Annotated in this window: 19 protein-coding genes; 6 read left to right on the top strand and 13 right to left on the bottom strand. The window is 67.6% G+C overall.

Going from position 1 to position 18813, the window contains the following annotated elements:
- Positions 1-149: 149 nt before the first annotated feature.
- Entirely contained in the window at positions 150-1208 is a 1059-nt protein-coding gene (locus TX76_RS05115; protein ID WP_154019011.1) for a Kelch repeat-containing protein, read from the top strand.
- 496 nt (positions 1209-1704) lie between these two features.
- Here the strand turns inward: TX76_RS05115 and TX76_RS05110 are convergent, their stop codons facing one another.
- From TX76_RS05110 to TX76_RS05085, 8 genes are all read right to left on the bottom strand, one after another.
- Positions 1705-3003: an HflX GTPase family protein gene (locus TX76_RS05110; protein WP_049899863.1), complete on the bottom strand. Its 1299-nt coding sequence runs from the start codon at positions 3001-3003 to the stop codon at positions 1705-1707.
- Between the two features lie 245 nt (positions 3004-3248).
- On the bottom strand, positions 3249-3398 hold the full coding sequence (locus TX76_RS18275) for a hypothetical protein (RefSeq protein ID WP_228842307.1): 150 nt from the start codon (positions 3396-3398) through the stop codon (positions 3249-3251).
- Complete coding sequence (locus tag TX76_RS18270; protein ID WP_228842306.1) at positions 3395-3670, bottom strand: hypothetical protein; 276 nt, start codon at positions 3668-3670, stop codon at positions 3395-3397. Before TX76_RS18270 ends, TX76_RS18275 begins: the two co-directional genes overlap by 4 nt.
- Positions 3667-3849, bottom strand: coding sequence for a hypothetical protein (locus TX76_RS18265; RefSeq protein ID WP_228842305.1), 183 nt, complete (start codon positions 3847-3849; stop codon positions 3667-3669). Before TX76_RS18265 ends, TX76_RS18270 begins: the two co-directional genes overlap by 4 nt.
- Positions 3837-6314: an amino acid permease gene (locus tag TX76_RS05100; RefSeq protein ID WP_049899860.1), complete on the bottom strand. Its 2478-nt coding sequence runs from the start codon at positions 6312-6314 to the stop codon at positions 3837-3839. Before TX76_RS05100 ends, TX76_RS18265 begins: the two co-directional genes overlap by 13 nt.
- A gap of 115 nt (positions 6315-6429) precedes the next feature.
- Entirely contained in the window at positions 6430-8016 is a 1587-nt protein-coding gene (locus TX76_RS05095) for a GMC family oxidoreductase (protein ID WP_049899858.1), read from the bottom strand.
- Positions 8013-8582, bottom strand: a complete 570-nt coding sequence (locus tag TX76_RS05090; protein WP_049899854.1) for a gluconate 2-dehydrogenase subunit 3 family protein — start codon at positions 8580-8582, stop codon at positions 8013-8015. The genes TX76_RS05095 and TX76_RS05090 overlap by 4 nt, the downstream gene beginning before the upstream one ends.
- Positions 8583-8670: 88 nt before the next feature.
- Positions 8671-9438, bottom strand: coding sequence for a fumarylacetoacetate hydrolase family protein (locus tag TX76_RS05085; RefSeq protein WP_049899852.1), 768 nt, complete (start codon positions 9436-9438; stop codon positions 8671-8673).
- Between the two features lie 109 nt (positions 9439-9547).
- On the opposite strand from TX76_RS05085, the gene TX76_RS05080 reads away from it, so the two are divergent.
- Positions 9548-10255: a metal-dependent hydrolase gene (locus TX76_RS05080; RefSeq protein ID WP_049899848.1), complete on the top strand. Its 708-nt coding sequence runs from the start codon at positions 9548-9550 to the stop codon at positions 10253-10255.
- Between the two features lie 121 nt (positions 10256-10376).
- Entirely contained in the window at positions 10377-10772 is a 396-nt protein-coding gene (locus TX76_RS05075; RefSeq protein ID WP_049899846.1) for an OsmC family protein, read from the top strand.
- Between the two features lie 93 nt (positions 10773-10865).
- Here TX76_RS05075 and TX76_RS17505 read toward each other — a convergent pair whose 3' ends face one another.
- From TX76_RS17505 to TX76_RS05065, 3 genes are all read right to left on the bottom strand, one after another.
- Positions 10866-11069, bottom strand: coding sequence for a hypothetical protein (locus TX76_RS17505; protein WP_154019009.1), 204 nt, complete (start codon positions 11067-11069; stop codon positions 10866-10868).
- Between the two features lie 10 nt (positions 11070-11079).
- Entirely contained in the window at positions 11080-13200 is a 2121-nt protein-coding gene (locus TX76_RS05070; protein WP_049899843.1) for an OB-fold nucleic acid binding domain-containing protein, read from the bottom strand.
- Positions 13201-13461: 261 nt separating this feature from the next.
- Complete coding sequence (locus tag TX76_RS05065; RefSeq protein WP_049899841.1) at positions 13462-13725, bottom strand: hypothetical protein; 264 nt, start codon at positions 13723-13725, stop codon at positions 13462-13464.
- 132 nt (positions 13726-13857) lie between these two features.
- On the opposite strand from TX76_RS05065, the gene TX76_RS05060 reads away from it, so the two are divergent.
- Positions 13858-15132 carry a molybdopterin-dependent oxidoreductase gene (locus TX76_RS05060; protein ID WP_049899837.1) on the top strand — a complete coding sequence of 425 codons (1275 nt, stop codon included), beginning with the start codon at positions 13858-13860 and terminating at the stop codon, positions 15130-15132.
- Here TX76_RS05060 and TX76_RS05055 read toward each other — a convergent pair whose 3' ends face one another.
- On the bottom strand, positions 15133-15726 hold the full coding sequence (locus TX76_RS05055) for a YIP1 family protein (RefSeq protein ID WP_049899834.1): 594 nt from the start codon (positions 15724-15726) through the stop codon (positions 15133-15135).
- A gap of 222 nt (positions 15727-15948) precedes the next feature.
- On the opposite strand from TX76_RS05055, the gene TX76_RS05050 reads away from it, so the two are divergent.
- The gene (locus TX76_RS05050) at positions 15949-16788 is read left to right on the top strand and encodes a DUF7537 family lipoprotein (protein WP_049899832.1); all 840 of its coding nucleotides are present in this window, start codon (positions 15949-15951) and stop codon (positions 16786-16788) included.
- Positions 16789-16857: 69 nt separating this feature from the next.
- Here TX76_RS05050 and TX76_RS05045 read toward each other — a convergent pair whose 3' ends face one another.
- Complete coding sequence (locus TX76_RS05045; protein WP_049899830.1) at positions 16858-17439, bottom strand: NADPH-dependent FMN reductase; 582 nt, start codon at positions 17437-17439, stop codon at positions 16858-16860.
- A gap of 179 nt (positions 17440-17618) precedes the next feature.
- Between TX76_RS05045 and TX76_RS05040 the strand changes: the two genes are divergently transcribed.
- Positions 17619-18794, top strand: coding sequence for an MFS transporter (locus TX76_RS05040; RefSeq protein WP_049899827.1), 1176 nt, complete (start codon positions 17619-17621; stop codon positions 18792-18794).
- Positions 18795-18813 lie beyond the last annotated feature (19 nt).

Here is an 18813-nt window from a genome sequence, read left to right as displayed (position 1 = left end):
GCGGTGGCGTCGCTCCGCGAGCGGGGCTCGGAGGTGCCGATGAGATCGACGCCGAGGCGGGACGCGCGAGTGGCGGAGTCGCGAACGGATCGGATAGTTACTACATCTCGGGGGAGGTTGCCGCCCTCGAAGTCAGCGGGCCGGCGAGAGTGTTTCTCGACGGAGAACGCGTCGATATGCCCTCTGGTGGCAACTGGAGGGACATAGCGAAACTGCCGGCTGAACAGAGCGACGCTGGTGGCGGCGTCCTCGATGAGAAACTCTACTACTTCGGCGGCTTCACGTCGGGACCTGGATTGGAGACCGTACAACGGACGTTCGTCCTCGATCCGAACGATGGCGACGGAACGTGGCGGCGTGCCGAGGACGTACCGAAAGCACTCTGGGCTCCGTGCGGCGTCTCGACCGATACTGCGATTTATAGTTTCGGTGGTGCCCCCGCAGGCAGTCCTTACAATGGCGTGTCGCCGAGCAACGAGATCTTTCGTTATCAGTCGAGCGATGGCTGGACGAACCTCACTGCGGAGACCGGCGTCCGGTGCCCGTACCCTAACTTCGCGATGGGGGGTGTCTACAACCCCGCAGATGGACTGATCTACTGTTTGGGTGGCGGCACGGACGTCACCGATCGCGAGTCCGCGACGACTCATGGAGTCCGACCTCGGCCAGGAGCGTTCGACGAAAGCCGCGTTTGGACGTTCGATCCGGAAACCGAACGCGTAGCGAATCCGGATCTCACGCGAATGCCCGAGGCCAAGCGCTGGCATTCTGTTGCGCTGATCGAAGCCAGCGGTGGATCCTGTGTCCACGCTATCGGAGGGCGACTGGGGGCCGCCAGTCCGACGGATTCGAACCGCCGATACAATACGGCTATCGGCTCGTGGTCGTCACGTCAGCCTGCACCGGTCGCTGGTACGTACACGACCACGAGTGATCCGGTCATCGGCAATCGTGTCTATCTCACTCACGAGCGGACGTACACCCGCCCGTTCTCAGTCGACGATTACAGCACGCGGTGTTACCGATATGATCCAGCATGGGATGAGTACACGGAACTGGCACAGTCGAAGCATCGACGCGGCGGCGCTGTCGACGGCGTGATCGACGGGCAGCTTTACGTGGCTGGTGGCCACCTCAAGCGATACGATCAAGACGGTTATCACGACTGCATACGCAACACTACAGTGTTCGATCCTCTCGAATCGTAGACAACCCTTTTCCTCTCAATCTGATGTTTTGGTGTTCGGATGGCCCGCTAAACTGTTTTCGCGACTGTAGCTCACGCGGGATATGTCTGAATAGCGATGCCGTGGTACCGTCGATAGAGGCTCGCTTTGACTCCACGGAAGGTCATCCTTTGCACGACTGCACGGAGGTGCGCGTCGTGATCTCGCCGATCCTGATTCCACACACCAAACAACCGAACTTCCCGATTTCGATGTGCAGAATCGAGCGAGCGATCCCCAAATTTCGGATCGAAATACGCCTTCTACTGAGTGAGGTGGCGAGGTTTTTCGGAAAACTCCACTCCAGCCATCCGAGCGGGGCACTCTACAGGAACCGATGTGCAAAATTCCGAAATCTGTGATAATCGAGCGATCGGGGTGTTGAGCTACTGAGACTGATTAGTCGTCCACTGCTTTCGTCCGTCCGAACGATGGGCGTCACCGAGAACGCACGGGCACGGCCACTCAATCCTCCTGGTCACCGATCCACCGACACCGACTTGCTGACGTCGTCTCCCTTCGCCCGCGCCTGGTCGGCGATCGACGGCCGCGCCGCGAACGAAACCGTGACCCGATCGCCCGCCGCCCCGTAGCTCACGTCCGCCACGTCGGCGTGGTCGTAGAGCCACGAGACGACGCTCATCGCGTCGTTTCGGTTCGGCATCTCGATCGTGGCGTGCTCCGTGGGGAGCCCCTCCCCGACCTGCGCCACCAGGCGATCGAGGTTCGTCCCGTCCCGGGCGCTGATCGCCAGCGGCGACGGCGCGATCTCGGCCGCGACCGCGAGTCGCTCCGCTCGCCCCTCGGCGTCGAGCCGATCGACCTTGTTGAGCGCGGTCACGACCGCCTCGCGGGCGACGTCCTGGGCGTCGAGCACGTCGAGCGAGACGCCCAATTTCTCGCGGAGTTCGTCGGGCGGATCGCTCGCGTCCGCGACGAGCACCACGCGATCGGCCGCCGCGGCCTCCGAGAGCGTGGCGCTGAACGACTCGACCAGCCAGTGGGGCAGGTCCGCGACGAACCCGACCGTGTCGGTCACGAGGGTGGGCCGTCCGTCGAGCGTCGCCCGACGCGTGGTGGTTTCGAGGGTCTCGAACAGCCGGTCCTCGATCGTCGCCGTCGCGTCGCGGTCGGGGTGGTCCGACTCCGCAGCCGCGAGTGTCGACTCGTCGGCGAGGCGGTGGAGCAGCGTCGACTTCCCGGCGTTGGTGTACCCTGCGAGCGTCACGAGGTCGAACCCCTCCTCACGGCGGCGCTTCCGGAACGACTCGGCAGGGTCGGGGAGCTCGTCGAGTTTGCGTTCGAGCCGATCGATCCTGTCCGCGGCGTCGTACAGCGGCGATCCCTTCTCGGCGCGCTTGTCGAACCAGCCCGCGTCGGCCGTCTCCCGCATCCGGGGGAGGTCGTACTTCAATCGAGCGAGCTCGACCTGGAGCTGTGCGCGCCGCGTGCCCGCCTGGTCGCCGAACACGTCGAGAACCAGGCGATACCGGTCGTGGACCCGGGTCCCATCCGGCAGCGCTTTCTGGAGTTCGTGGTGCTGCGACGGGGTGAGTTCGCCGTCGACGACGACAGTCCTCGACTCGGTCTCCACGACACAGGCGGCGAGCTGTTCGACCTTCCCCCGGCCGAGGTTCGTGCCCGGGTCTTCGGCCCGCACTTGAGTCACCTCGTCGACGACCGTGTAGCCGGCGGCCGCCGCGAGCGCTCGTATCTCGTCGGTGTCCGGACTGCCGGAACCGACGCGCTGTGCGACGATTGCGTTCGTAGCTGTCATCTGTAGTGGTGTCTGACGTCTCTCGTTCGCGACACTGGTGGCTCGATACGTGTCGAGCGCTCAACGGACGGAGCCGCCGGCCGATGCTGTCGGAGCGGCGACGGGATGGCGGCCCGATCAGAAGACGTGTAGGGTGGTCATCGGTCGACCTCTACCGAGGACTTTCGGACCACGAATATAAAGTTTCCCCCGACCGGACCGATCGGCGGAACGATAGCACGCCGAGGGACGATCACGAACCCGGTTCAGGACGGCGAGCGCCACCGGCCGCCGATCTCCTCGCGGCTGTAATCCTCGAACTCGCCGTCGGCGAAGACGGTCACGCGGCCGTTCTCCTCGCTCAGCGTGATGGCCGCGACGACGTCGTCCCGTGTGGAGGTGTCGAGCGCGTTCATGTGTCGCGATCCCATCCACGCCGCGTAGGGGACGGACGCGCTCCGCGCCGCGGACGCCTCTCCCGGTCGGGCTCCTTGATCCGGACCATCTGGGGCTGGAGCACGCCGTCGATACTCGCGATCACCGCGCCGTCCATCCGTGCGGCGGTCGCAGCCGCCGTCCGGTGGAACGTCCCGATGTCGCCGAAGACGTTCCGACAGGTTTCGATCGGCCACCGGTTCGTCCCCATCGGGTCGGCGTACCGCTCGATCGACGTTCCGGAGACGATCACGAGGTAGAAGCCCGGCCCGCTGACGTGGGGCTCACCCCACCGATCGAACCCCAGACTGACGCTTCGAGACAGAACCGGACGACGTCGATCGGCTCGTGACGCGCGTACGCGATGTCGAGGTCGTCGCTGCGCTCGCCTGCCTCGCTCTCGGCCACCCCGGGGTCGTCTACCGGAGCCATCGCCGGAGCGAGTGCAGCGCCCGCGAGGACACCCCTTCGTTCCGTTTCGCCACGAGCACCGTGTCGTCGGCCTCGCGGGCGACTTTCTCGGGGATCGCGCCGAACACGAGTTCCTGGAGCAGTCCCTCGCGGGTCGAGCCGATCACGGTGAGATCGTGGCCGCCCGAGCGCTCGACGATCGCGTCGACCACGTCGCCGTCGGCGACCGTGGTGTCGACCTCGACACCGGCCTCGCGCAGCCGTTCCGCCGTCGCGTCGACCCGTTCGCGTGCATCGGTTCCGTCCTCGTCGTCGTCCGGCGAGGCGACGCTCAGCACCTCGGCCCGTGCGCCCGTCGCCACGCAGACCGCACGGGCGATCTCCTCGATGAGTTCGGCGTGGGGACCGCCGGCGGTCGGCAGGAGCACCGAGTCGAGGTCACCGGTGGCGTCGTGGCCGAGCCGCTCGACGAGGACGTCACAGTCGGCCTCGGTCGCGATCGTGTCGACCACGCTGCCGAAGACGATCTCGCGGCGGCGCGATCCCCGCGAACCCCAGCCCATCAGCACGGCGTCGGTGTCGTACTGCTCGATCGTGTTGAGGATCGCGGTGTCGACACGGTGGCTGATGCGGATCGTCGCGCTGATCGGCACCTCGGTGTCGTGGACTTCGAGCGTCCCGTGGACGTTCTCGGTGGTGGCGGCGTCGACGTCCACCTCCAGGTCCGCATCAGCCGTGCCGCCGTCGGTTCTCGCGCCCATGGCGCGCCTGAGCACCTCGCGTTCCTCGTCGACGTACTCGGTCCCGCGCGAGAGCGGCGTCTGTTGGGGGATCGTGACCACGCTCATCGCGAGCACCTCCGCACCCCGATCGGCGGCGATGTCGGCGGCCGTCCGGAGGAGCTGGTCGACGTTCTCGGGGTTCGCGATCGGGACGAGAATTCGCTCGTCGCGGTCCGACGGGCTCCGCTGGGAGACCACCGTCGGCGTCTCGCGTTCGATCTCCTCGGTCGAGGGGGCGCGCCCCTTCCACGCGAACCAGAAGGCGATCCCGATCGCCTCCGCGATGATCCCGAAGATCACGGTCTGGAGGCCGAGACTCGCGATCAGGAGGACGTTCAGGATCGCCGCGAGCGCCGGTACGTAGGGCACGAGCGGGACCGTGAACCCCCGATCGATGTCGGGGGACTGCCGGCGGGACGCGATGAGGGCGACGTTGACGAGAGCGAACCCGGCCAGCAGCAGGACGTTCGCGACGCCGGTGACGCTTTCGAGCCCGAGATGGAGCCCGAAGAGGGGGAGCCCGAGCAGGCTGTGGACGAAGCTCTCTCCCGCACCGCCGGGGATCTCGCCGAAGAGAACGGTGAAGATCACGATGAACGCGAGGATGAACCCCCCGGTGAGCAACACCGAGTTGTACGGCGTCCCGTGTTCGGGGTGGAGCTCCTCGAAGCGCTCGGGGAGGTGGTTGCGACGCGCGAGCGCGAGCTTGACCCGCGATCCCGCCAACACCGTTGCGTTCGCCGCACTCAGCATCGAGAACAGCGCGCCCACGATGATCACGTAAAAGCCGATCTCCCCGAGGTAGTACTGGGCAGCATATGCCATCGAGACCTCGCCGTTGTCGGCGACGTACTGCGTCGGGGAGACCCCCCCGAGGTTCACGTTCCCCGAGAGGAAGGAGAGGAACTGCTGGTCGTTGATGCCGATCACGATCACCAGGACCACGAGCGCGTAGAGGAAGGTCACGAAGCCCATCGAGATGTAGATGGCCTTGGGGATGGTGTCGCCGGGATCCTTGATCTCGTCGGCGTTGGTGGCGATCGCGGAGAACCCGATGAACGTGATGAACACCAGCGCGCCCGTCGAGGCGATCTCGACGAAGCTTCCGATGTTCTCGTAAAAGGAGTCCACCACCACGTCCGCGCTGAACGCCTGCAGCCCGCCGTAGAGGAACAGCGCCAGCAGTAGGATTTTCGCCGCCGTGACGGCGATCTGGAACTGGCTCGACTCCTCGCTGCCCTGGCTGTTGATGTAGACCAGCAGGCCGAGCACCGCGATCCCCGGTATCCAGAACGGCACCGACTGCGGGATGCCGATGAGGGGGTAGATGAACCGGTAGAACCAGTCCGAGAAGGAAGCGAGATAGAAGGCGGCGCTCGCCGGGTAGCCGACGATCATCGTCCAGCCCATGATGTACGTCCAGTCGGCGTCGAACGTCTCGGAAACGTACATGTACCCGCCGCCGCTCTCGAAGTAGATCGAGGAGAACTCGGCGTAGGCCGCCGCGGTGAGCGCGGCGATCAGCGCGGCGATCACGAACGAGACGATGGCGACCGTGCCGACGTTCGAGACGGCGAGCCCCGAGAGCACGAAGATGCCCGCCGCGATCATCGTCCCGATCCCGATCGCGAGCGCCCCTACGAGGCCGATGTTGCGATCGAGTTCGGTCGAGACGTCGCCCTCGTCGGCGGCCGCGTCACTCATTGAAGGATAGCTATACTCGCGCCGCTTTTACCTTCCGGCCTGCCATCGCAACCCCGGATTCGCTGTCACGAAGCCCGACACCGCTCTCCCCCCGACCGACGATCGTCCGGGCCGATCACAGCGCCCGGTCGACGTGATCGGCCGCCTTCAGCGCGAGCGCGGCGATGGTGAGCGTGGGGTTCATCGCGCCGCCGGTGACGAACACGCTGCTGGAGGCGATATGGAGGTTCTCGACGTCGTGGGTCCGGAGTTCGGGGTCGACAACGCTCGATTCCGGATCCGTCCCCATCCGCGTGGTGCCCATGTGATGAAAGGCCGGACCGGTGTTGTCGGGGCCGACGGTCCACTCGATCGCGGCTCCGAGCTCGTCGAGGATCGCCCGCTGGATCTCGTTCGCCCGCCGGATGCTCTCCCTGGTTCGCTCGCCGATCGACCACCGGACGTCGGGCACTGGGTTGCCGTGGTCGTCGGTGCTCGTGCGATCGAGCGTCACGCGGTTTTCCTTCCGGGGGAGCTGCTCGACCAGGCCGCCGACCGCGACGTGCGTCCCGTAAGAATCCCGAAGCGAGTCGAGGAGCGCGTCGCCCCACTCCTCCCCCGAAAGCGCCTGCTCGACCGGCGACGGGCCGGCGTAGTTGAGGAGTTCGAGCTTGATGGGGTTCACGCCCTCCTCGTCGTAGAACTGGTGGCTCTCGGTGGTGTTGAACCCGACGTGCTTCTGGCGGGTCCGGCGGTCGAGCCGGCCGCCGACGCCCGCGAAGCAGTGTTCGGTGAAGTATCGGCCCACGAGTCCGCTCGAATTGGCGAGCCCGTCGGGATGGTCCGGGGAGTCCGAAAGCAAGAGGAGTCGCGGGGTTTCGATGCCGCCGCAGGCGATCACGAACCGGCGAGCGTCCTGGCTGTACTCACCATCGGGCGTCGCGTACACCGCGCGCGTCACTCGCCCCTTTCCACCCGTTTCGAGGCGCTGGACCGGCGCGCGGTCGATGACGCGCGCACCCGCAGCCTCGGCCTTCCGGATGTGGACCGTCGCATCGTACTTCGCGCCCGAGGCGCAGACGGGTTTGCAGGTGCCGTAGCCGACGCAGGCCGACCGGCCGTCGTAGGGCTCGGAGTTGCGCGCGTTCCCCACCGAGTGGGTGGTGATTTCGAGCTCCTCGCACGCCTCGGCGAAAATCGAGTCGCTGTAGGAGGGTGGAAAGGCCGGGAGGGGATACGGCTCCTCGCGCGGCGGCGCGAACGGGTTGTCGGCGGCCCCTGCCACGCCGAACGCGCGCTCGGCGGCCGCGTAGTACGGTCGGAGATCGTCGTACGAAAGCGGCCAGTCCGCGGCGACGCCGTCGCGGCTCCGGCGCTCGAAGTCGGCCTCGTGGAGCCGCATCACCATCCCCTGCCAGTGGAGGCTCGTCCCGCCGACGCCTTTCACTCGTGAACGGTTCAACGGGTATGGCTGCGGGCCGGTCGAGACGTAGGCGTCGCGCTCGCCGCCCATGTCCCAGACGCTTCGATCGTCGTCACCGGGCCGGATCGCACGCTCCATCCGCTCGGGGCGGTCCTCGAACGAGAACCGCGGCCCCGCCTCCAAGATCACGACGTCGTGGCCGCGCTCGGCGAGCCGATGCGCGCAGAGCGAACCCGCCGGACCCGCTCCGATCACGCAGACGTCGGCCGAATCGGCGGGCGTCCGGTCCGCGCCGCTCATCGTGGTCCGTGCTGATAGCTCTCGTGTCCGCCGGGATGGCCCTGTGGGTTCTCGATTCCAACGAGTTTCCCACCGGCGGGCGAGGTGTAGAGCGCGTACAGCAGCTCGTTCACCACGTAGTACCGCACCTGCTCGGCGGTCGAGCCCTCGGGATCGGGATCGGCAGTATCCACCCCCATCTCGCGCAACACCGCATCCCGACTTTCGGCGTCGAGGCTCGCGTATCGCCCGCCGTACCACGATTCCGAACGATCGTCGATGGCGGCGACCGCCCGCTCGACGCCGTTTCGATACGCCGATCGCTCCTCGATACGCCCGAGTGCGTAGGTCTCGACGAACGTCGCGATCCCGGTTATCTCGTCCGGATAGACAACTCGGGCAGCCGCAACGAGGGGATCGCGCACCGCCGTGAACGCCCCGTCCGCCGCAGTCGGCGATCCGTCGTCCGTCGCCGTTCGCGCTCCGCTCGGCTCGCCTTCGTTCCGTCCGACCGCCACCGCTCCACCGCCGCCGACGACGCTACCGCCGGCGAGCGCCGCGAGCGCGTCCCGGCGCGTGAGTTCCATGACGGAACGCGCGTTAGGCAAGCCTAAACTTAGGGGTTGGCATCCGGATCGATCGAGTTCGTGGCTGGCCCGGGAGCGTCGGCGTGGCTCACGGAATCGTAACCGAGTGCGAGAGCGTACCGATCCCCTCGATCTCGACTACGATCTCGTCGCCGTCGGCGAGCGGGCCGACGCCAGCGGGCGTGCCGGTCGAGATCACGTCGCCGGGTTCGAGGGTCATGTACGTCGTGATCTCCGCGATCAGTTCGGGCACCGAGAAGATGAATTTCTCTCGCGAGGAGCGCTGTTTCGTCTCGCCGTTGCACCGGAGTTCGATCGTGGCGTCGTCGGGAACCTCGTCGGGCGTCGCGAGGACGGGCCCCATCGGTGCAGCCCCGTCGAACGCTTTCCCGCGCACCCAGTTCTGCTCGATCCGCTGGTCGTCGCGATTCGAGAGGTCGTTCACGCAGGTGAATCCGGCGACGACGTCCATCGCGTCTCCCTGGTCGACGTGCCGACACTTCCGGCCGATCACGACGCCGAGTTCGGCCTCGTACTCGATGCGCTCCTTCCCGGCGAGCAACTCCACGGTCTGCTCGTGGCTCGCCACGGTGTTCGGCCCCTTCAGGAAGAGCAGCGGGCGATCGGGGAGCTCTTTCCCTTGCTCCGCAGCGTGATCCTCGTAGTTGAGTCCGACGCAGACGATCTTCGTGGGCTCCGCTGGCGCGAGCACGTCGACCTCCTCGGGCGCGAACGTGTCCTCGGAGAACGCGACGCGACCGGTCGACCCGGCGTTCGCGCTGATCGTCGCTTCGTCTGCAAGCCATTCGCCGGTGCGGAGTTCGCCATCCGGATCGCGGAATCGTACGCGGTGCATGCTCAAGTGTCGTCACCACGTCGGATAAACGTACACGAACGCGCGATTGCCCGTCTTTCGCACGGCCGCCTACAGAACTAAGTACGCGACGCGAGTACGACGGGACGCAATGGAACTCACCTGGCACGGTCACTCGACGTGGTACGTCACCGTCGGCGACACCAGCCTGCTGATCGACCCCTTTTTCGACAACCCACACACCTCGATGGAGCCGGCTGACATCGAGACGCCGGACTACGTGCTCCTGACCCACGCCCACTCGGATCACGTCGCCCACGCGGGCGAGTTCACCGACGCGACGATCGTCGCGCCGGTCGAGGTCGCGGCGTACGTCGAGAGCGAGATGGGCGCGGATGACACCATCGGCATGAACATCGGCGGCACGCTCGAATGTGACGACGCCCACGTCACGATGCACCGCGCGGATCACACCAGCGGCGTCGATCTCGGCTACGAGTACGAGCTCGGCAACCCCTCGGGGTTCGTCGTGAGCGACGAGCAGCCAGGCCCCGACGGCACCGGCACCGCCTTCTACCACGCCGGCGACACCGGGCTGATGTCGGAGATGAAAGACGTCATCGCGCCGTACCTCCAGCCCGACGCGGTCGCGCTCCCGATCGGCGATCACTTCACGATGGGCACGTGGCAGGCCTCGATCGCGGCGGAGTGGCTCGACGCCGATCACGTCTTCCCGATGCACTACGACACCATGCCGCCGCTCGAAGCCGATCCCCAGGCATTCGTCGATGCGGTCGACGACCGTGGGATCGGTAGTGAGGTTCACGTGCTCGACGACGACGGGACGTTCGAACTCTGATATCGGGACCGAACCGAGCCGTCGGTATCGGTCGTGCCGGCGGACCACTCCAACCGCGATGGCGGCCCCGGCACACGAGTGGGCAATGTTTAGGGGTCTGGCGGCCGTCGAATCGGCCGCAATGGCAGATATCGAAGTCAACAGCACGTCCGAGGAGGGGTTCGTCACGCGAAGCCGGGTCGGCGGTTTCGAACTCACCGTCGACGCCACCGACGAGGAGGGGCCGAACCCGAACGCCACGCTCGTCGCCGACTACGCGTCGTGTTACATCCCTGCATTCCGCGTCGGGGCCCAGCAGCGCGACTACGACGACCTAGGCAAGATCGAGATCGACGCCGAAGCCGACATCGACGACGACGAGGACCTCTCGGCCATCCGGTTCGATATCCGCGTCGAGGCCGACATCGCCGGCGACGAGGACGAACTGGTAGAGCGCGGTGAGGACATCTGTCACGTCCACGCCGCGCTCCGCGAGGAGCTCCACGCCGACATCTCGATCGAAGGCGACGCGTTCTAAGCACCCACTTTTTTTACAAGGGATTCTCGGTCGCGCGCGTTGCGCGCTCCCTCGAACCCCTTCCAAAAACCCGGACTAAAAACACCCGCTCGCTCACTTCGTTCGCTCGCGGTAGAACTGCTGGCGCTTTCCGCAACCGCCACCGTACAGCACCTCCGAGCCCTCGGTCACTCCGTTCCCTCGCCCTCGATCCGCCGAGGACCGCCCCCACAGCCGCACAGCACCGCCGAAGCCCTCGCTCCCGTTGGTCGCTCGCCCTTCATCCGCCAGGTCCGCGACCGCCTCCGCAGCCGCCACAGCCGCAGCGTCAGTCGAACTGCTCGCCAACTGCTGCAACCGTGGCGTCGAGCACGGCGTCGCGCTCGCCGAGCAGGAACTCGATCCGGTCGTCGCGGGCCGCGCGTGCGGTCACGCCCGCCTCGGGTGCGCGCTCGGCGATCGCTTCGGCAACGGTGTCGAGATCGAGATCGCCAGTGTGTCGGAGCAGGAGTTCGTCCTCGCCGAGCCCGAGGAGCACAGGTGTGTCCTCGCGGGTCCGGCGGTGGAGTTCGTCACACAGCAGATCGGTCGGCGGGAAGTCGTACCGATGGGTGAACGCGTCGGTGTCGAGCACCGCCACGGTGACACCGTCGGCCTCCCGCTGGTCGAGGTGGGCCTCGGCGGTCTCGATCGCCGCGTCGAGCTTCTCGCGGAACTGGCCCGCGAGCCGTTCGGCGAGCGACTCGCTGCCGTCGAACAGCAGATCGGCGACGAGTTCGCGCTTGTCCTCGTAGGCCTGGTAGTTCGCCACCAGCGCGATCGCCCCCCGGACGTCGCGCGTCCGGTCGGCGTCGGCACCCGCCTCGCTCGCGAGGTCGGCGTACGCCTCGGGCGTGTCCTCCCAGTAACTCACCGCCGGGAGACCATCGAGGTCGTCGCGGACCTCGGGGTTGACGCCTGCCGCGACGTTCGCCGCGATCGCCGTTGCGGTCGTCGCTCCGGCGTCACGATCGGCGGGTGTGACGTGTGCCGCGAGGTCGTCCGCGTCGAGCGCGCGGTCGCCGAGCACGGCCCGCTCGACTCCATAGACCGAGAGCAGCGAGAGGCCGTCGCGCGACTGTGCGCTCCCGACGCCGCAGAACACGAACAGCGGGAACTGCTCGTCGTGACGTTCGTTGGCGTCGAGCATTCTCGTGACGTCGCGCGTCGCGGCGTCCATGTCGTAGATCCCGTCTTCGACCGGCCGGCGGTCGAAGTAGTGGTACTCGGCGTCGTCGCGCGCGTGCTCGTCGCGCACCAGGGGCAGCGTGGCGCGCTCGATCGCCGCGCCCGCGACGTAGCCGTCGACGCTCGCGTCGTGACGCACGACGACGGGGCGGGATTCGAGCACCGCGCGCCGGATCAGTCCCGCGAGGTCGTGGATCTCCTCGCCGAGATCGTCGATCACGGGATCGTCGGCGAGCGGTTCGATCGCGTCGGGCGCAGCTCGTTCGGCGAGTGCGTCTTCGAGACGTTCCTCGACTTCCTCGCGCTCCTCGCCGTCGAGCACCGCGAGCCCCGCGGTCTCGATCTGGAGGTCGTCGCGGTGGCGTTCGACCTCGCCCTCGATGGCGACGACCGCATCCGTCTCGACGTCGGGATACGCGCGGACGCCGGCCTCCTCGAACGCCGCACAGTCCACAGTACCGGATTCGTCGCGGAGTTCGAACACCGTCGGGCCGCCGGTCTGGCGCACGCTCACGACCGTGCCCTCGACGCGGACGTGGTCGCCGACCCGCGATTCGAGGTCGTCGATCGGCACGCGCTCGCGTTCGGCCGCCACCAGGCCACCGCTCCCCTCGTTCGTGGGGGTGGCTGTCGTCCCGCTCTCACGTGCGTCCGTGGAACTCGCGCTCGTCCCCGTGTCGTCCGCGTCCGCGTTCCCGTCCGTTCGGGTCCGGGTGGCGTCACTACCGTTCTCGTCGTCCGCTACAGCGGGGCTACCGGTCTCGGGTTCGGCCGCCGAGTCGGCGGCCGCGCGCTCATTTGGGTCGGTCGCCCCCGCCGCCCCGGTGCCGGAGTCGGCCTCGGCCTCCGCGAGCCGATCGCCCTCGGGATCGTCGACGAGCTCGCCGCGGAACTCGCGTGGCGACTGACGGATCGACCACGCGAGGTCGACGTTGCCGTTGTCGTGAACGTCGGTGACTTGGACGTACACCGTCTCGCCCGCGTCCCAGTCGAGGCTCTCCAGCCGGGTGTCGAGCTCGCTCCGATGAAGGAGTCCGGTGACGCTGTCGCCGATGTCGACGAACACGCCGAAGTCGGCGAAGCCGTCGACCGCTCCCTCGTAGAAGCGGCCGGGCGTGAGTTGGTTCGCGCGCGATCCCTCGAACTCGAAGACGACGTCCTCCTCGTGACTGCCACAGATGTGGCCGTCGACGGAGGTGCCGCAGATGATACAACTACCCATTACCGGACCGAACGGACGGGGACTAAAACGGTTGTCGAAACGCGGACGATCGCTCGAACCGATGCCACAACCCCGATGGCCGGGTGTGTCGATCCACGGTGGCGCGCGGGAGGGCGTCGAAGACGGCCGACTCGCGCGAGGGATGACTGAGCGAGGTCGAAGACCGAGCGAAGGAGTCGGCTGGGGAGGGTGTGGCCCGCGGTTCTCATTCGAGTCGTGATCCGTTGCGTTCGAGTCTGCCGTCACACGAGCGAGAACCTATCACTCGAACACCGGACTGCTCTCTTCGAGCGCCTCGATGTCGCGCGCGATCCGGCGCGCGTCGTCGGGAAAGAGGGCGACCTCGACCTCGTTGCCCTCGTCGTCGGCGAAGACGCATTTCACGCGCTTGTCGCCGAACTCGCGCGCTGCCGCCGATTCGACGTCGAACAGCTTTGCCTCGGCCGACTTGTTCGCCGGCCCCACGTTCTTGAGCGCTCCCTCTTTGAGTTCGATCATGAACTCGTCGATGTTCAGGTTGAGCACGCTGGCGCTACGATCGGGCGATGGTTAACGCTCCGGCTCGTCACCGGCGAGCGATTCGTCGGTCGGTGTGTCCGGACGACGCTCGTCGGAGGGCGGGAAACGGTTATGCGGCGCGCCCGCGACCGAAGACGTATGAGCGAGACGCGCCCCGGACGCCGCGAGGAGATCGACGCGATCCTCGACCGCAAACCGGGAACGAGCGAGACCCGCGACGAGGCCGACCGCTACACCGTCGTCGGCGCGGCGAGCCGGGCGACGTTCGCGGACTGGTTGACGCCGATCGAGGAGCATTTCGTCTGCCACCGGAACCCGATTCCCGAGGGCGACGCCGAGTCGTGGACGATCGATCTCGCGTGGTCGGGCGACGGCGACGCCGTCGAACTCCCGCTCAGCGAGATCGTCGATGACCTTCCTACTGTGGCGGTCGCCCACACGATGGAGTGTGCGGGCAACGGCCGCGGCCAGCACGACCCCGAAACGGGCAGCGTCCAGTGGGGCTGTGAGGCGGTCGGCACCGCCGTCTGGAGCGGCACGCCGGTCCGGTCGGTGCTGCGGGCGGGCGGTCTGGACGTGGGCGACGCGGCGAGCGACCCGACGACTCACGAGGGCGACCGGTGGCTCACCGCGATCGGCGACGACAGCACCGAGGAGGAGACGTTCGCCCGATCGATCCCACTCTCGAAGGCACTCGACGATTGCATCCTCGCCCACGGGATGAACGGCGAGGCGCTCCCCGCCGAACACGGGTATCCCGTCCGACTGGTGGTGCCCGGCTGGTACGGCGTCAACAGCGTGAAGTGGCTTTCCGAACTGCGCGTGACCGACGGGATGGTCACCGAGGGATCGCTCGACCGGCCCGGAACCCACGCCCGCTGGCAGCAGGACGACTACCGCATCCATCCCGAGGGCACGACGCCCGAGCACACCGACACCGTTCCGACGGCCGACACGTGGGACCAGCTCGAATCGCCGGCAGTCGAGCACCCGTACACCTTCGACGAAACCGTGATGTCGCTGATCGGTCGACCGACCGGCGAGGAGCCCGTCACTCCTCGCGAGGGATCGGTCACGGTGCGCGGTGTGGCGTGGGCCGGCGACGACGCGGTGAGGGGCGTCGAGGTGTCGGACGACGAGGGCGAGACGTGGCACGACGCGGAGCTGTTCGGGCCGAACTATGCGGGTGCGTGGCGACTGTTCGAGTACGCGTGGGAGCCGGACTCGGGGACTCACACCCTCGCCTCGCGCGCGACCGACGAGCACGGACGGAGCCAGCCGGCGACCATCGGCACGCCGGCGGACGGACTCGACGCGGTCGAGAGTGGCGAGTTCCCGTGGAACGAGGGTGGGTACGCCGCCAACGCCTACCTGCCGAACGCGATCGAGATCGAGGTCACGGACGACGCGTGATCAGACGGCCGCCACGAGCGCGGCGGCAGCCCCGAACCCCCGGAACGCGTACCCGAAGACGACTACCCCCGGCAGCGCCGCGGCGACGGCCGCCCGCCCAACCTCGATGTCGTGAACCGTCGCGGTCCCGACGACGAGCAGCACCGCCCCGTAGCACGCACAGAGCACCTGGAGCGCGGGGATCGGTACGCCGGCGAACACACAGGGCGCGATCGCGTACGCGATGACCTGGACCGTCTCGCTGACGCCGGCTCGGTCGCTGGCGAGCCCGGCGAGCGCGAGCGTCTCGATCGCCGCCATCAGGTGGAGCGCGAGCGGCGCGACGAAGCCGGCCGCGACGACGACTGCGACCACGCCCGAAACGAGCGGTCGGTTCGCGACCACCGGGTAGGCGTCGGGGACGAGCGCGAACCGGGTCGCCTCCTCGATGGCGACGACAGCCATGGCGAACACCAGGCCGGGAGCCTGGTCGCCCGGCGCGACCCCCGCCGCGAAGAACCGGCGCGGGCGCACCAGGACTTCGAGCCAGGCGCGGACGAGCGCGACGGCTCCCCGATCGCGCCCGCCGGTCGGGTTCTCGACCCACTGCGTCACGCCGTTCCGTACGGCGGCAGCGCCTATTCGGGTTTCGGCACACGCTCGGGAGTGTCGGCGCTGTCCACCGATGGCGACGAGCACGTCTCGATGTCGAGGCGTTGCTACGCCGCCCCGGCAATCGGGGAACGATCGCTTTCAGGAAACGAGTTCATCGAGGCAGCACGCCGTTCGGCGTTCATCCACCCCAAGCGATATGTGTTCGGCGTTGATGTACCGCCCATGCGACGGCTGGCCGCAGTCGTCGGTCTCGTCTCACTCGTTCTCCTTGCGGGATGCAGTGGGACCGGCTTCGATACAGGTACCGAAACCCCCGCGACCGTCACTCCTGCACCGGTTCCCACCGACGATCCGCTGAGCGATCCGCCCGACGGTCTCTCGGAGGACGGGATCACGGACAGCTTCGCGCTCGCCGACGCCCACGCCGACGCGCTCGCGAACACCAGTTTCACCGTGCGGAGAAATCACACGCTGGTCGCCTCCAACGGTACGCGGCTCGTCGACACGAGTAGCGTCCAGCGGATCAGAGCCGATCACAGCCGCTGGATGGTCGAACGGTCGTACAACGGCACGTACGCGCAGTTCGCACGAAGGCCGGTAACGGACGTCGACAGCTGGTTCAACGGGTCACACGGGTTGTATCGGTTGCAGGGACAGAACGGGACGGAATACTTCGTGTTTCCGATCACCGGGGCCAGCGGTCCGGTGGGGCGACAACAGCTCATCTCGTACTATACGCTCACCGAGTCGACGGCAGTATCGACTGCGAACGGACGGATTCGCCTCGAAATGAACGTGAGGCCGGAAACCAATCGTCCGATCTCGCCGTTGCGAGTCAACGTGACCGAACGCACGGTTGCGCTCACGCTGACCGAGACCGGGCGCGTCGAGCGGTACCGCGTCGAGTACACCGGACGCCTCAGGAGCGATCCCAATACGACGGTCGAGGGCGTACGGGTCGTTCGATTCAGGGGACTCGACGAAACGACCGTCGAACGACCCGACTGGATCGCCACCGCGCGCAACGCGACCGCCGCCAGAGGGGAGACGGTAGACACGTGAGCTGTGCCGATGGCTCCCAGCGGTGGGAAACGTGCTTTGGGACGTGACGCGTCGCCAGGCGCGCCGTGTTCAGTCGTCAGCGCCGACGTTCTGGGTACTTTCGAGACACGCCGGATCGGGTTCGATGTGGGCGTACTCGACCGCCCGCCGGCCGAGCGTCGCCACGCGCTCGCGCGAATCCTCGTCCGTGAGTTCGCCGTCCTCGAACTTCCCGCTCGCGCGCGGGACGGCGGCGTGGTGGGGGATGACCCACGCGTTGAGTGCGCGCGAGACCGCACGGAGGTGATCGAGCGGCGTGATCGGGAACCCGCCCCCGGAGACCGACAGCAGGCCGACGGTGGTGTTCTCGAACTCGTCGAACCCGCAGTAATCGAGCGCGTTCTTCAGGACCGAGGAGTACGACCCGTGGTAGGAGGGGGTCCCGAGGAGCACGCTGTCGGCCTCGCGGACGCGCCGTTCGAGTTCGAGCGCGTCACCGGCCTCGCGGTCGTCGGCGTCGAACACCGAGAGGTCGAGTTCCCGAAGATCGATCAGGTCGGTGCTCGCGCCGAGCTCCTCGGCCTCGGCGAGTGCGTGCTCCAGGGCGATGCGGGTGTAGCTGCCGTCGCGGAGGCTGCCGGCGAGCGCGGCGACGTGGGGCCGGTCTGGCATATCAGTCCCGAGGATCCCGAAAACCAAAGCCGCGGCGGTTGCGTCCGACGCTGGTCGATCGGTGCTTTCGCCGGGCCGCTCGTCGGGGCACGGTATTGCCGCTTCACAAAGGCTTGATCCTCCCTGGGTCGTCCGCCGAGGCAGTGTCACGCCAGCAGTTGTTCGGCTCGATGTGTACGATGGTGCTGTTGGTCAACCTCGCGCGAGTCGTCTTTGCGCCCCTGCTGGAGCCGATCCGGACCGCGTTCGGGGCGTCGGCGGCGGCGATCGGACTGCTGGCGACGCTGGCGTGGCTCGGCAGCGCGCTGCCGCGGCTGCCGACTGGCTACCTGCTCACCTTCGTGCCGCGGTACGCCGTGATCCTCGCCGCCGGGACGATCCTCGCCCTCTCGCCCTTGCTCGCCGCGAGCGCTACCTCCCTCCCGGTGCTCTGGGCGAGCGCCTTTCTGATGGGGCTCTCCAGCGGTGTGTACTTCATCGCGGCGAAACCGCTGCTGAGCGACCTGTTTCCCGATTCGATCGGACGTGCCGTCGGCATCCACGGAACCGCGAGCCAGCTCGCCGCGGCCGGCGCACCGCTGTTCGTCACCGGCGTCCTCTGGATCGAGAGCGCCGGGATCCTCCCGATCGGAGGGTGGCGGCTCGCGTTCGGCCTCGTCAGCGCGGTCGCGGTCGTAGCGACCCTCGCGTTCGGGCTCGTCGCGTGGCGCACGACCTTTCCGCCCGGCGAGGAGCTCGATCGGGACTTCCTCGGGGCGGCACGGCGACAGTGGCCCGTCATCCTGAGCGGGGTCGCACTCGCTGGCCTCGCCGGCCTCGCGTGGAACGGCGTGTTCAACTTCTACGTCTCGTATCTCGTCGCTACCAAGCCGATCGCCGAGGCCACCGCGCGCGAACTGCTCACGGTGGTCTTCGCCGCCGGCGTGCCCGCGTTCTGGATCGCGGGCCGCCTCGCCGACCGGGTGGCGTACATCCCGCTGCTGCTCGGGATCGTCGGCGCGTTCGCCGGCTGTCTCCTCGCGCTCACGCTGGCCACCGGCTTCTACCAACTGGTCGCCGCGAGCGCCGCACTCGGGTTCGTGATCCACGGCCTCTTCCCCACGATGGACACCTACGTCCTCGACTCGCTGCCGGACGCCCACCGCGCGAGCGCCTACGCCGTGTTCAGCGCGGGGATCATGCTCCTCAACGCGCTCGGCAGCGTGGTCGTCGGCACGCTGCTCGATACGGGGCTCGGGTACTCCTCGATCTTCCAGGGGTTCGCGGTCGGTGTGCTGGTGCTCGTCGCGCTCCTCGTCGCGGTCCACCGCACGATCGGGTTCCCGACTGGTCGGCGGTCGGCCCAGGGGGCCTGACCGTCGCCAGGCCCCGTCC

Origin of the sequence: Halococcus agarilyticus (assembly GCF_000334895.1) — an archaeon.
Classification (GTDB): domain Archaea; phylum Halobacteriota; class Halobacteria; order Halobacteriales; family Halococcaceae; genus Halococcus; species Halococcus agarilyticus.
Note: the sequence above shows the minus strand (reverse complement) of the source record. Positions and strands in the feature narration are given on the sequence as shown.